Source organism: Pseudomonas sp. F2 (assembly GCF_057174385.1).
Genome location: NZ_CM169904.1, coordinates 3,977,691 through 3,991,460 on the forward strand (window position 1 = coordinate 3,977,691; position 13,770 = coordinate 3,991,460).

Sequence of the window (13,770 nt, forward strand, 5' to 3'; positions counted from 1 at the left end):
CTTTCACTGACAGATTGCATTCGCGAGCAGGCTCGCTCCCACAGGGGTCATGTGCAAGTCCTTAGAAGTCTTTGCACAACCGCAGGGCGTCATAGATCGCAGCATGGGTATTACGCTGCGCCACGCAGTCGCCGATGCGGAACAGCAAGTAGCCGTCACCGGTGCTGCTCAGCGAAGGTTGTGGCTGGATCGCGAACAGCGCTTCGACGTCGATCTGGCCCTTGTTGCGCGAACCCTCTTTGAGCGCGTAGTAGATTTCCTCATCCGGCCGCACGCCGTTTTCCACCACCACCTGATCGACCACCCGCTCCTCTTTGGCGCCGGTGTACTCGTTCTCCAGCACCGCCACCAGCTTGTCGCCTTCGCGGTAGACCTTCTCCAGCATCATGTCGCCGGTCATGATCACTTCTTTCGGGTACATACTGCGGTAGTAGGTCGGGAACGACGTACCGCCGATGGCCACGCCCGGTTTGATGTCGTCGGTAACGATCTCGACCTGGCTGCCCTTGTCGGCGAGGAAGTCAGCGACCGACATCCCGGTGAACTCGCAGATGGTGTCGTAGACCAGCACGTTCTTGCCCGGCGCGACCTTGCCGTCGAGCACGTCCCAGCTGCTGACCACCAAGCCTTCGGCGGCCCCCCAGTGTTCGTTCTGCTCAAGGTATGGATGACCACCGACGGCCAGTACCACGATGTCCGGACGCAGATCCATGAGGGTGTCGGCATCCGCCGCCGTGCCCAGACGCAGGTCGACTTTCAATCGCGCCAGCTCCAGCTGGAACCAGCGGGTGATCCCGGCGATCTGGTCACGCTGCGGCGCTTTCGACGCCGTGGTGATCTGCCCGCCGATGAATTCTTTCTTCTCGAACAGGGTCACGTCGTGGCCACGTTCGGCCGCTACACGCGCCGCTTCCATCCCGGCAGGGCCGGCACCGACGATCACCACCTTGCGTTTCGGCCCGGTGGACTTCTCGATGATGTGCGGCACACCCATGTATTCACGGGAGGTCGCGGCGTTCTGGATGCACAGCACGTCCAGACCTTGGTACTGACGGTCGATGCAGTAGTTGGCGCCGACGCACTGTTTGATCTGGTCGACCTGGCCCATCTTGATCTTGGCGATCAGGTGCGGGTCGGCGATGTGCGCGCGGGTCATGCCAACCATGTCGACGTAACCGCCTTCAAGGATGCGCGTGGCCTGGTTCGGGTCCTTGATGTTCTGCGCGTGCAGCACCGGCACCTTGACCACTTCCTTGATTCCGGCCGCCAGGTGCAGGAACGGCTCCGGCGGATAGCTCATGTTCGGAATCACGTTGGCCAGGGTGTTGTGGGTGTCGCAACCCGAGCCGACGACGCCGATGAAATCGAGCATGCCGGTATCGTCGTAATACTTGGCGATCTGCTTCATATCTTCGTGGGACAGACCGTCCGGGTGGAACTCGTCGCCGCAGATGCGCATGCCGACGCAGAAATCGTCACCGACCTCGGCGCGCACTGCCTTCAACACTTCCAGACCGAACTTCATCCGGCCTTCGAAGCTGCCACCCCATTCATCGGTACGCTTGTTGACGCGCGGGCTCCAGAACTGGTCGATCATGTGCTGGTGCACGGCCGACAGTTCGACACCATCCAGGCCACCAGCCTTGGCACGGCGCGCGGCTTGCGCGTAGTTGCCGATCACCCGCCAGATTTCTTCCGGCTCGATGGTCTTGCAGGTGGCCCGGTGCACCGGTTCACGGATGCCCGACGGCGACATCAAGGTCGGCCAGTGGAAGCCGTCCCAACGTGAGCGTCGGCCCATGTGGGTAATCTGGATCATGATCTTGGCGCCGTGCTTGTGCATGGCGTCGGCCAGATTCTGGAAGTGCGGAATGATCCGGTCGGTGGACAGGTTCACCGAACTCCACCATTGCTGCGGGCTGTCGATGGCGACCACCGACGAACCGCCGCAGATCGCCAGGCCAATGCCGCCCTTGGCTTTCTCTTCGTAATATTTGACGTAGCGCTCGGTGGTCATGCCGCCGTCAGTCGCGTAGACCTCGGCGTGCGCGGTGCTGAGCACGCGGTTGCGGATGGTCAGTTTGCCGATCTGGATCGGCTGGAACATTGCTTCGAAAGCCATGGCGGGTTCCTCGACTTACAACGGCTTGACGGTGAACAGGCCGTCGTCATGGCCTTCTTCGGAGCCACCGTAGACTTGCTCGGCAACCGTACGAATCTTGCTGCCGCGAGCGGCGAGAATCTGATCCATGGCGCCGGCAAACCAGCCGGTGAACATGTAGTCGACCTTGCGCCCGACCTTGCCGTACACGTAGACGAACGCCGAGTGTTCGAGCTTGACGCTGGCGGTGCCTTTGTCGAGGTCGATGTCCTGAATCTTGAACAGGCCCCAGCCGCGTTGCGACAGACGCTTCATGTAGTGCTCGAACACCGCGACGCCTTCCAGGCCGTGGCATTCAGCTTCTTTTTCGCACCAGTGCCAGGCGGACTTGTAGCCGGCCTTGTAGAGGATTTCGGCATAGGCGTCGGCGCCCAGCACTTCCTCGATGCCCATGTGGTTATTGACGAAAAAGTGCCGTGGCACGTAGAGCATCGGCAGGGCGTCGGAGGTCCAGACACCGGTTTCGCTGTCGACTTCGATTGGCAATTGCGGGGCGATCTTGGCCATGGAAACTTAACTCCAGAAAATTCGGTTTGTTGCCCCCGGCACGGACGGCCGGGGGAAAGGATTCAGAAGTGCGGCGGCTTATTCGCCCCAAACGTCCTTCAAGACGTTCACCCAGTTTTCGCCCATGATCTTGCGTACGACACGCTCGGAGTGGCCGCGCTTGAGCAGGGTTTCGGTCAGGTTCGGGAACTCGCCGACGGTGCGGATGCCCAGCGGGTTGATGATCTTGCCGAAGCTGGTCAGACGACGGGCGTAGCCCTTGTCATGGGTCAGGTATTCGAAGAAGTCCTGGCCGTGCCCCTGGGTGAAGTCGGTGCCGATGCCGATGGCGTCTTCGCCAACGATGTTCATGGTGTATTCGATGGCTTCGGCGTAATCGTCGATGGTCGAATCGATGCCCTTGGCGAGGAACGGCGCGAACATGGTCACGCCGACAAAACCGCCGTGGTCAGCGATGAACTTCAGTTCGGCATCGGACTTGTTGCGCGGGTGCTCTTTGAGACCCGACGGCAGGCAGTGGGAATAGCAAACCGGCTTTTTCGATTCGAGGATGACTTCTTCTGAAGTCTTGGAGCCGACGTGGGACAGGTCGCACATGACGCCGACGCGGTTCATTTCGGCGACGATCTCACGACCGAAGCCCGACAGACCGCCGTCGCGCTCGTAGCAGCCGGTGCCGACCAGATTCTGCGTGTTGTAGCACATCTGCACGATACCGACGCCGAGCTGCTTGAACACCTCGACATAGCCAATCTGGTCTTCGAACGCGTGAGCATTCTGGAAGCCGAAGAGGATGCCGGTCTTGCCCTGCTCCTTGGCGCGACGAATGTCGGCGGTGGTGCGCACCGGCATTACCAGATCGCTGTTTTCGCGGATCAGCTTCTGGCTGGCGGCGATATTGTTCACGGTCGCTTGAAAGCCTTCCCACACCGACACGGTGCAGTTGGCCGCCGTCAGACCGCCCTTGCGCATGTCTTCGAACAGCTCGCGGTTCCATTTGGCAATGATCAGACCGTCGATAACGATGCTGTCGGCGTGTAATTCGGCTGGGCTCATCAGGCGTCCCCTTATTGGCGATTCATGCGCCGAATCGTCTGCCGGCGCTTTGGGGCCAGCATATGCCTCGGTGCCGGGGCGACCGGGTGCAAAAACGACAGGGGAATTGCCGAAAGCGTCAATCCGCGACAAAGGGTCGCCAGGCGCTGCGATCAGCTACCTGTTCAAGCCCGCCAGCTTGAGCCAGAATCTGGCGCATCTTGGATACACCACTGGATTAGAGCGGCGACAACCATGAAATCGATCTTCCTGGCTTTGGCACTGATGGCGACCGGCGTACACGCCGCCGAAGAGACCGACAACAACCCGTGCGACGCGGTGGAAAACGACGTCCAGACCCTGGAATGCTCGACCTACAGCCGCAGCACCGCCGAAGACCTGCTCAAGGACAACTACGCCAGCCTCAACGAGCGCATGCAGACCACCTACGGCAAAAACGCCGCGCAACTGGCCGACATCACCGCCAAACTGAAAACCGCCCAGCAACAATGGCTGAAAACCCGCGACGCCGATTGCGCCGTGGAAGCCTTCCCCGCCACCGAAGGCAGCAAGGCTTTCAAGATTGCGCAGAATGACTGTGTGGCGCGGATGAGTGACGAACGGTCGGAGTTTTTGGAGTCGATTGGGCAGGAGTGATCCTGAATGTTCCGCTGAAAGCTGGAACTGCCTCCGGCTTTCAACCCCACACCTCCTCTCTTCCTACAAGGCGCTTCGACATCGCCTACACAAATTGCTTGAATGCCTGCAACCAAGGGCCTTTTACGCAACATGCGGTCAACGGTTGTTGATTGGCCATCGGAAAAATATAAGCAAAGATTCGCGAATCTTATAAAAGACTTATATTCTTCCATGAACAGCATCTACTGGACACGAAAGGCCGTTAAGCAACTCTTGAAATTGCACACCGCACATCAGGGGCAGGTTCGCGATGCCGTTACGGCACTTTCCGAAATGCCTGACGTTGGCAATGTCAAAGCACTAATTGGCCATGACTACGCCTACCGCCTGCGCGTCGGCAATTATCGGGTCATGTTCGACTGGGATGGCGCAATCAAAGTGGTCAGTATTCAAGAGGTCAAAAAACGCGATGAACGCACCTACTGACATCCAAATCATCAACGATGCCGAGGGCAACCCGGCCTTCGTAGTCATTCCCTACGCTCAATACGTCGCGCAGAAAATGCAGCCCGATCTGATCCCGCATGAGGTGGTCAGTCGAATGGTCGACGGGGCGACACCGATCCGTGCCTGGCGCGAACACCTGAACCTGACACAGGAAGAAGTGGCGAAACGTCTGGGAATTTCCCAGCCGGCGTTCGCTCAACAGGAAACAGTAGCGAAGCCACGCAAGGCAACCCGCGAGAAAATCGCAGCGGCGTTCGGCATCACCGCCAATCAGCTTGAGTTGTAGGCTGCCTCTTCATTCAAAGGAATTCCCATGAACATCTGCGGCATCGAAATCAAAGGCAGCGAAGCGATCATCGCCGTGGCCTCCCTTGACGGGGCAACGCTGAGCCATGTGGCGCTCAACACCAAGAAAATCGCCCTCGACGATGATGACGAGGCGGCCAACGTCAAACGCTTCGCGGCGCAGGTGGCGTCGTTTGTGCGCGAACACTCGATTGACCGGATTGCGATCAAGAAGCGCAGCAAGAAGGGTGAGTTTGCCGGTGGGCCGACCACGTTCAAGATCGAGGGGGTGTTTCAGTTGCTGGAGGGGTGTGAGGTGACGCTGCTGTCGCCGCAGACGATCAATGCGCAGGCCAAGAAGCACAATTTCGAGCTGCCGGGGACGCTGAACAAGTATCAGCATGAGGCTTATAAAGCGGCGTGTTCGGCGTTGGTGAAGAAGTAACGCGATTCCCGACATCACATTGAAACCTGTGGGAGCGGGCTTGCCCGCGATGGCGGTGTGTCAGGCAATAACAATGTTGGATGTGCTGGACTCATCGCGGGCAAGCCCGCTCCCACAGGGTTCTATGACGTTGCTAAAACCCTTCAGGCCTGAGCGGTACGCCGGTCCTCGCGGGGACAGCGAGCGAACCTCGCTCGATAACTGCGGGTGAAATACGACGGCGATTCAAACCCGCAAGCGATGCTGACCTCCAGCACGCTCATATCGGTCTGGCGCAACAGCTGCCGGGCCTTTTCCAACCTCAAGCGCAGATAGAAATTGCTCGGTGTGTCATTCAGATGCAGCCGAAACAAGCGCTCCAGCTGCCGCCGCGTGACCTTGATCGATTCCGCCAGTTGCAGCGTGGTCAGCGGTGGTTCGCTGTGCTGCTCCATCTCGCCAATCACCTGCACCAGCTTCTTGTTGCTGATGCCGTAGCGCGTGGCGACTTCCATGCGCTGGTGGTCCTTGCGCGGACGAATCCGTCCCAGCACGAACTGCTCGCTGACCTGGATCGCCAGTTGCGGGCCGTGGGCCTGGGCGATCAGATCGAGCATCAGGTCGATAGACGCCGTGCCGCCCGCCGAGGTGATGCGTCGCCGATCGATTTCGAACAATTCCTGGGTCACGCTGAGCTGTGGATAAGATTCCTTGAACGCATCGATGGCCTCCCAGTGCAGGGTCAAGCGATGGCCGTCGAGCAGGCCGGCTTCGGCGAGGACGAAACTGCCGGTATCGATGGCGCCCAGGGTCACGCCTTCGTTGTCCAGCCGGCGCAGCCAGTGCTCAAGGGTTGGCGTGGCGAACTTCAGCGGTTCGAATCCGGCCACCACCAACAGCGTCGCACCTTTCTTCAGCGGCTCCAGCGCCGCGTCGGCGTTGACCGACATGCCATTGCTCGCCAGCACCGCCCCGCCATCGGCGCTGAGCACGTGCCAGCGGTACAACTCGCCGCGAAAGCGGTTGGCCACCCGTAGCGGTTCGATCGCCGAGATGAAACCGATGGCGGAAAAACCCGGCATCAGCAGAAAGTAGAAATCCTGGGACATGTGCGCACTCGGTTAGCGGGTAGCGTGGATCGTTGATACGCCGATTGTCGTCAGCGTTCAAGAGCACAGGTCGCTACAGTGCAAGAGCCAGTCGCCGCAGTGCGTTTTTACGGGGGCATTGCTGCGTAACTTGGCATCACCGGCGCATCAGACGCCGGGAATCACAATAAACGACCTGCCGAGGAACCCGACATGAAACGACTGATCAGCAGCTGTGTTCTTGCACTCAGCGGTACCGCTTTCTTGAGCGCCAGCGTCATGGCGGCCGAACCTGCGTCGTGCCAGAACGTGCGCATGGGCGTCGTGAACTGGACTGATGTGATCGCCACCAGTGCCATGACTCAAGTGCTGCTCGATGGCCTCGGCTACAGCACCAAACAAACCAGCGCGTCCCAGCAGATCATCTTCGCCGGGATTCGCGATCAGCGGCTGGATCTGTTCCTCGGCTACTGGAACCCGCTGATGACCCAGACCATCACCCCGTTCGTCGACGCCAACCAGGTCAAGGTCCTGCCGGCGCCAAGCCTGAAAGACGCCCGCGCGACCCTCGCCGTGCCGACTTATCTGGCGGACAAGGGCCTGAAGACCTTCGCCGACATCGCCAAATTCGAGAAAGAACTGGGCGGCAAGATCTACGGCATCGAGCCGGGCTCGGGCGCCAATACGCAGATCAAGGCGATGATCGCCAAGAACCAGTTCGGCCTCGGCAAATTCCAGCTGGTCGAATCCAGCGAAGCCGGGATGCTCGCCGCTGTCGACCGCGCCGTGCGCCGCAAGGAAGCCGTGGTGTTCTTCGGCTGGGCACCGCACCCGATGAACGTGAACGTCAAGATGACTTACCTCACTGGCAGCGAGGACGCCCTCGGCCCGAACGAAGGCATGGCCACGGTGTGGACGGTCACCGCGCCAAAATACGCCGAACAGTGCCCGAACATCGGTCGCCTGCTGAGCAACCTGACGTTCACCGGCGAAGACGAGAGCCGCATGATGCAACCGCTGCTCGATCACAAGGACGCGTTCGAATCGGCCAGGCAATGGCTCAAGGATCACCCCGAAGACAAGCAGCGCTGGCTGGAAGGTGTAACCACCTTCGATGGCAAACCGGCCGCTGAAAACCTGCAATTGACCAGCAAATAAAACACCGGAAATCAACGCTTCGCAGCCCCGCCCGGGCTGCGAACAGACCCATCACGCCTGAAGGAAACCGCACCATGAACCACGACGTCATCATCACCTGCGCACTCACCGGTGCTGGCGACACGACCGCCAAGAGCCCGCACGTGCCGGTCACCCCGAAACAGATCGCCGCGGCTGCCGTGGAAGCCGCCAAGGCCGGCGCCACGGTGGTGCACTGCCATGTGCGCGACCCACAGACCGGCAAGTTCAGCCGTGACGTGGCGCTGTACCGCGAAGTGATGGAGCGCATCCGCGAGGCTGACGTCGACATCATCGTCAACCTCACCGCCGGCATGGGCGGTGACCTCGAAATCGGTGCTGGCGAGCACCCGATGGAGTTCGGCCCGAACACCGATCTGGTCGGCCCGCTGACCCGTCTGGCCCACGTTGAAGAACTGCTGCCGGAAATCTGCACCCTCGATTGCGGCACGCTGAACTTCGGCGACGGCGACACCATTTACGTCTCGACGCCGGCGCAACTGCGCGCCGGCGCCAAGCGCATCACCGAGCTGGGGGTGAAGGCCGAACTGGAAATTTTCGACACCGGCCACCTGTGGTTCGCCAAACAGATGATCAAGGAAGGCCTGCTCGACAACCCGTTGTTCCAGCTGTGCCTGGGCATCCCGTGGGGCGCTCCGGCGGACACCACCACCATGAAAGCCATGGTCGACAACCTGCCGGCGGACGCGGTGTGGGCCGGGTTCGGCATCGGCCGCATGCAAATGCCGATGGCCGCACAAGCGGTGCTGCTTGGCGGCAACGTGCGGGTCGGCCTGGAAGACAACCTGTGGCTGGACAAAGGCGTGCTGGCAACCAACGGCCAACTGGTCGAACGCGCCACTGAGATCCTCAGCCGCCTCGGCGCCCGGGTGCTGACCCCGGCCGAAGGGCGCAAAAAAATGGGCCTGACCCAGCGCGGCTAAATCTCAGCCCCAAAAATGGGGCCCTGACTGCACCCCAATTTCACCTGTAGGAGCTGCCGCAGGCTGCGATCTTTTGATCTTGCTTCAAACAATCAAAATCAAAAGATCGCAGCCTGCGGCAGCTCCTACAGGAAACACCTTTTTCAGGGAGTTCCTATGAGCTTTATCACCGACATCAAAACCTTCGCCGCCCTCGGCAGCGGTGTCATCGGCAGCGGCTGGGTCGCGCGTGCTCTCGCCCATGGCCTCGACGTGGTGGCCTGGGACCCGGCACCGGGTGCCGAAGCCGCGCTGCGCAAACGCGTGGCCAACGCCTGGGGCGCGTTGGAGAAAAACGGTCTGGCGCCTGGCGCCTCGCAGGATCGTCTGCGCTGTGTTGCGACCATCGAAGAATGCGTGCGCGATGCCGATTTCATTCAGGAAAGCGCCCCGGAACGCCTCGAGCTGAAACTCGATCTGCACAGCAAAATCAGCGCGGCGGCCAAACCCGATGCGCTGATCGGCTCCAGCACTTCCGGCCTGTTGCCGAGCGAGTTCTACGAGAGTTCGACCCACCCTGAACGCTGCGTGGTCGGCCACCCGTTCAATCCGGTTTACCTGCTGCCGCTGGTGGAGGTGGTCGGCGGCAAGCACACCGCGCCGGAAGCTGTGCAAGCGGCTATGAAGGTTTACGAGTTCCTCGGCATGCGCCCGTTGCATGTGCGCAAGGAAGTGCCAGGGTTCATCGCCGACCGTTTGCTCGAAGCGCTGTGGCGCGAGGCGCTGCACCTGGTCAACGACGGCGTGGCGACGACTGGCGAGATCGACGACGCGATCCGTTTTGGCGCCGGACTGCGCTGGTCGTTCATGGGCACGTTCCTGACTTATACGCTGGCCGGTGGTGACGCGGGGATGCGTCACTTCATGTCGCAGTTCGGCCCGGCGCTGCAGTTGCCGTGGACGTATCTGCCGGCACCGGAGCTGACTGACAAGCTGATTGACGATGTGGTCGATGGCACCAGCGATCAGCTTGGCCGCCACAGCATTTCAGCGCTGGAGCGCTATCGTGATGACTGCCTGCTGGCAGTACTGGAGGCGGTGAAAACCACCAAGGAAAAGCACGGGATGAGTTTCAGCGAGTAATCGCCTTCCCCTGTGGCGAAGGAGCTTGCTCCCGCTCGGCCGCGAAGCGGTCGTAAAACCAGCGAATGCTGTCTGACCGACGCACCGCGATCAGAGGTTTTGGGGCTGCTGCGCAGCCCAGCGGGAGCAAGCTCCCTCGCCACAATGTGTATTGCGCCAGCGATCTATGGAGTTCAACCATGCCCACCCTCACCACCTACCAAACCACCATCATCCCCGACTGGGTCGACTACAACGGCCACCTGCGCGACGCCTTCTACTTGCTGATCTTCAGCTACGCCACGGACGCCCTGATGGATCGTCTCGGCATGGACAGTAACAACCGCGAGGCCAGCGGCCACTCGCTGTTTACCCTCGAACTGCACCTGAATTATCTGCACGAAGTGAAGCTCGACGCCGAGGTCGAAGTGCGCACGCAGATCATCGGTCACGACAGCAAACGCCTGCACCTCTATCACAGCCTGCACCTGGCCGGCGACGACAAGGAACTGGCCGGTAACGAGCAAATGCTGCTGCACGTCGACCTCGCCGGCCCGCGTTCGGCGCCATTCACCCCGGATACATTGAACCGTCTGCAAGCCATCGTCGCCGAGCAAGTCGATCTGCCCGCCCCGGCTTACATCGGCCGCGTCATCGCCCTGCCACCCGCCCGCTAATTCCTCCCACGCAAGGAGCCACTATGCACACCGCTGCCGCTGTTGCCGATTTCCGCAGTTATCCGTTGATCAGCGCGCTGAGCGGCGTGCAGAACCTGACGGATCGCGTTTCGCTGGCCTGGGCTGATGGCCGTGTCAGCCCGTTTCACCATGTCTGGTTGCGGGACAACTGCCCGTGTGAACAGTGCGTCTACACCGTAACCCGCGAGCAGGTATTCGAGATCGTCGATGCCGCGCCGGATCTGGCTCCCGTTAACGCGCACATCGACAGCGACGGCTGTCTGCAGATCGACTGGCAGGACGGCCACCACAGTCGCTTTGATCCGGGCTGGCTGCGCGCCCACGCCTATGACGACGAGTCCCGCGCCGAACGTCTGGCGACCAAACCCCAGCCCTATCTGTGGCGCAGCAATTTGCAGCTACCGGCATTCGACTATTCAGCGCTGATGAACGACAACGGTGCGCTGCTGCAATGGTTGATCGCGGTGCGCGACATCGGCCTGACTCAGGTGCGCGGCGTGCCCACCGAACCAGGTTCGCTGAAGCTGATCGCCCAGCGCATTTCATTCATCCGCGAGAGCAATTTCGGCGTACTGTTCAACGTGCAGTCCAAGGCCGATGCCGACAGCAACGCCTACACCGCTTTCAACCTGCCGTTGCACACCGACTTGCCGACTCGCGAGCTGCAACCAGGGCTGCAATTTCTGCATTGCCTGGTGAATGATGCCGAAGGTGGCGAGAGTATTTTTGTCGACGGTTTCGCGATTGCCGACGCGTTGCGTCAGGAAGCACCGGAGCTGTTTCAGGCACTGTGCGAAATCCCCGTGGAGTTTCGCAACAAGGACCGCCACAGCGACTACCGCTGCCTGGCGCCGATCATTGCACTGGACGCGTTGGGCCGGGTGGCGGAGATTCGCATGGCAAACTTTCTGCGTGGCGCATTCGATACGTCGGTGGAGCAAATGCCGCTGCTGTATCGGGCCTATCGGCGCTTGATCGCCATGACCCGTGAGCCACGTTTTCGCCTGATGCAGCGACTCAATCCGGGTGAACTGTGGTGCTTTGATAATCGCCGCACGCTGCATGCGCGCAATGCGTTTGACCCGGCCACCGGGGCGCGGCATTTCCAGGGCTGCTACGTCGATCGGGATGAGTTGTTGTCGCGGATTCTGGTGTTGCAACGCTAGACCGCTAAAAGCAAAAGATCGCAGCCTCCGGCAGCTCCTACAGGGGATCGCATTTCAACTGTAGGAGCTGCCGGAGGCTGCGATCTTTTGACTTTCATAAAATTAAAAAAAGCCCCGATGCAAGCCGTGACAGGATCGGGGCAGAGGGTACTGTTGAGGAGCTGCCAGTCGAGGGTGACCAAACCGTCTGTAGCGAGCTGAGGCCAGTGTGCCCACTCCCCTTGGCACTGAGTTAGCCGAAAACGACCTGTTCATAGCCGTCGCGGCCACTGCGACAAATCACCCTTGCCGTGCCTGCGCATGCCCACCAGAATCGAGCCACGACCTCCATTGCCGAAGAAGGAAGCGCGCCATGATGTATGCCGATTTGATCGATCAGGAAGACCTGTTGGGCCAGCTCAAGGCGTTGGGTTTTCAGGTGCCGAGCGGTTCGACCGCCGAGCAGGCCTGTGAGTGTGCGGTGCGTGGTCTGGACAATGTTCGCGCGTTTGAACTGCGCAAAATGGTCAAGGACATGTACACCAGCGGCGCCAGTATTCAGCCTGCGGTGCGTCAGGCGATCGACAAGCAGTTGTTGCCCGCGTTGGCGGATTATCAGCAAAGCCACAGCGCCTGACAGACCGTCATCGCTGGCAAGCCAGCTCCCACAGGGATTTTCGGTGTGATCAAGATATCTGTATCACCGCAGAACCTGTGGGAGCTGGCTTGCCAGCGATAAGATCGACGCGGTCTACAGCCTTACGCTGGCAAACGTCGACTCATTGCGCGCCTGACTCAACGCAGACATCGGCCCCGACAGCGGCGACATCACGATGGCCTGCGGCAGCGGCAGCATCGCCACTTGCTGCGTGGTGTTGGAGCCTACGCGTTCGTCACGCGGCGGGATACCGAAGTATTCGCGGTAGCATTTGGAGAAGTGCGGCGTCGACACGAAACCACACACCGAGGCCACTTCGATGATCGACATCGGCGTCTGCTTGAGCAGTTGCCGGGCGCGGATCAGGCGCAGCTTGAGGTAGTAACGCGACGGCGAACAGTGCAGGTATTTCTGGAACAGCCGCTCCAGCTGTCGACGCGACACGGCGACATACACCGCCAGTTCGTCGAGGTCGATCGGCTCTTCGAGGTTGGCCTCCATCAGCGCGACAATTTCCTGCAGCTTCGGCTGGTTGGTGCCGAGCATGTGCTTGAGCGGCACGCGCTGGTGATCCTGCTCGTTGCGGATGCGCTCGTAGACGAACATCTCCGAGATCGCAGCAGATAGTTCGCGACCATGATCGCGGCTGATCAGGTGCAGCATCATGTCCAGTGGCGCGGTACCACCGGAACTGGTGAAACGGTTACGGTCGAGGGTGAACAGACGAGTGCTCATCGCCACACGCGGGAAAGCTTCCTGCATCGCCGCCAGACATTCCCAGTGCACGCTGCAATCAAAACCGTCGAGCAGACCGGCGCAAGCCAAGGCCCAGCTGCCGGTGCACACCGCGCCCAGACGCTTGGACTGACGCGCCTGGCTCTGCAGCCATGACACATGTTCACGGGTCACGGTGCGTTGGATACCAATGCCGCCGCAGACGATCACGGTGTCCAGGGGCGGGGCTTTGTGCATGGAGGCATCGGGGGTGATTTGCAGACCGTCACTGGCCCACACCTGTCCGCCATCGACGGTCAGGGTGCTCCAGCGATACAGCTCACGACCGGACAATTGGTTGGCCATGCGCAGGGGTTCGACTGCGGAGGCCAGAGAAATCAGCGTGAAATTGTCCAGCAGCAGAAAGCCGATGGATTGAGGCGCACGGTTCTGGGGTTGGGCCCCGGAGTTGAACGACGTCATCGCGGTATCTCCTCACACAAAGCGGGTGATGGCCTCAGGCGGAGGCTCTTGTTATTGCCGGCGTTCTCACGTGGGAGACGGGCTTTGTTATGACAGAGCAAATGCCATGCCTAAAATTGAATGGCCGTTCAATAACTCCTGAAAACGACGTCGCGACGTGTCTATTCAAGACGTCGGCCAACAGCTGTTTCGAAGTGCCATCAGC

Annotated in this window: 15 protein-coding genes; 10 read left to right on the forward strand and 5 right to left on the reverse strand. The window is 60.5% G+C overall.

Annotated elements, in window-relative coordinates:
• Positions 1-61 precede the first annotated feature (61 nt).
• The 3 genes from dgcA to AC193Q_RS17925 all read right to left on the reverse strand — a co-directional run bounded on the left by dgcA (position 62) and on the right by AC193Q_RS17925 (position 3,724).
• Positions 62-2,122: a dimethylglycine demethylation protein DgcA gene (dgcA, locus tag AC193Q_RS17915; RefSeq protein ID WP_095668140.1), complete on the reverse strand. Its 2,061-nt coding sequence runs from the start codon at positions 2,120-2,122 to the stop codon at positions 62-64.
• A gap of 15 nt (positions 2,123-2,137) precedes the next feature.
• Complete coding sequence (locus AC193Q_RS17920; protein WP_007926354.1) at positions 2,138-2,668, reverse strand: DUF5943 domain-containing protein; 531 nt, start codon at positions 2,666-2,668, stop codon at positions 2,138-2,140.
• Between the two features lie 78 nt (positions 2,669-2,746).
• Complete coding sequence (locus AC193Q_RS17925) at positions 2,747-3,724, reverse strand: dipeptidase (RefSeq protein ID WP_007962626.1); 978 nt, start codon at positions 3,722-3,724, stop codon at positions 2,747-2,749.
• A 234-nt stretch (positions 3,725-3,958) separates the two neighbouring features.
• Between AC193Q_RS17925 and AC193Q_RS17930 the strand changes: the two genes are divergently transcribed.
• From AC193Q_RS17930 to AC193Q_RS17945, 4 genes are all read left to right on the forward strand, one after another.
• Positions 3,959-4,360 (forward strand): lysozyme inhibitor LprI family protein, encoded by a 402-nt coding sequence (locus AC193Q_RS17930; RefSeq protein WP_097089169.1) that lies wholly within the window; start codon positions 3,959-3,961, stop codon positions 4,358-4,360.
• 213 nt (positions 4,361-4,573) lie between these two features.
• The gene (locus AC193Q_RS17935) at positions 4,574-4,828 is read left to right on the forward strand and encodes a type II toxin-antitoxin system RelE family toxin (protein WP_121187567.1); all 255 of its coding nucleotides are present in this window, start codon (positions 4,574-4,576) and stop codon (positions 4,826-4,828) included.
• Positions 4,812-5,135, forward strand: a complete 324-nt coding sequence (locus tag AC193Q_RS17940; RefSeq protein WP_041063348.1) for a helix-turn-helix domain-containing protein — start codon at positions 4,812-4,814, stop codon at positions 5,133-5,135. The genes AC193Q_RS17935 and AC193Q_RS17940 overlap by 17 nt, the downstream gene beginning before the upstream one ends.
• A gap of 27 nt (positions 5,136-5,162) precedes the next feature.
• A complete protein-coding gene (locus tag AC193Q_RS17945) occupies positions 5,163-5,579 on the forward strand; it encodes a DUF3010 family protein (RefSeq protein WP_027610648.1) in 417 nt (138 codons plus the stop codon).
• Positions 5,580-5,722: 143 nt separating this feature from the next.
• Here the strand turns inward: AC193Q_RS17945 and AC193Q_RS17950 are convergent, their stop codons facing one another.
• Positions 5,723-6,667: a GlxA family transcriptional regulator gene (locus AC193Q_RS17950; RefSeq protein ID WP_095121415.1), complete on the reverse strand. Its 945-nt coding sequence runs from the start codon at positions 6,665-6,667 to the stop codon at positions 5,723-5,725.
• A 192-nt stretch (positions 6,668-6,859) separates the two neighbouring features.
• Here AC193Q_RS17950 and AC193Q_RS17955 point away from each other — a divergent pair, with 192 nt between their 5' ends.
• The 6 genes from AC193Q_RS17955 to AC193Q_RS17980 all read left to right on the forward strand — a co-directional run bounded on the left by AC193Q_RS17955 (position 6,860) and on the right by AC193Q_RS17980 (position 12,347).
• On the forward strand, positions 6,860-7,804 hold the full coding sequence (locus AC193Q_RS17955) for a choline ABC transporter substrate-binding protein (protein ID WP_483878650.1): 945 nt from the start codon (positions 6,860-6,862) through the stop codon (positions 7,802-7,804).
• A 74-nt stretch (positions 7,805-7,878) separates the two neighbouring features.
• Complete coding sequence (cdhC, locus tag AC193Q_RS17960) at positions 7,879-8,766, forward strand: 3-dehydrocarnitine:acetyl-CoA trimethylamine transferase CdhC (RefSeq protein ID WP_007962632.1); 888 nt, start codon at positions 7,879-7,881, stop codon at positions 8,764-8,766.
• A gap of 156 nt (positions 8,767-8,922) precedes the next feature.
• Complete coding sequence (locus AC193Q_RS17965) at positions 8,923-9,888, forward strand: L-carnitine dehydrogenase (RefSeq protein WP_483878651.1); 966 nt, start codon at positions 8,923-8,925, stop codon at positions 9,886-9,888.
• Between the two features lie 179 nt (positions 9,889-10,067).
• Positions 10,068-10,544 (forward strand): thioesterase family protein, encoded by a 477-nt coding sequence (locus tag AC193Q_RS17970; RefSeq protein WP_121187573.1) that lies wholly within the window; start codon positions 10,068-10,070, stop codon positions 10,542-10,544.
• Between the two features lie 23 nt (positions 10,545-10,567).
• Entirely contained in the window at positions 10,568-11,731 is a 1,164-nt protein-coding gene (locus tag AC193Q_RS17975; protein WP_095668136.1) for a gamma-butyrobetaine dioxygenase, read from the forward strand.
• 352 nt (positions 11,732-12,083) lie between these two features.
• A complete protein-coding gene (locus tag AC193Q_RS17980; RefSeq protein ID WP_007962640.1) occupies positions 12,084-12,347 on the forward strand; it encodes a hypothetical protein in 264 nt (87 codons plus the stop codon).
• Between the two features lie 114 nt (positions 12,348-12,461).
• On the opposite strand, the gene gbdR is transcribed toward AC193Q_RS17980, so the two are convergent.
• On the reverse strand, positions 12,462-13,565 hold the full coding sequence (gbdR, locus tag AC193Q_RS17985) for a choline metabolism transcriptional regulator GbdR (protein ID WP_007949927.1): 1,104 nt from the start codon (positions 13,563-13,565) through the stop codon (positions 12,462-12,464).
• Positions 13,566-13,770 lie beyond the last annotated feature (205 nt).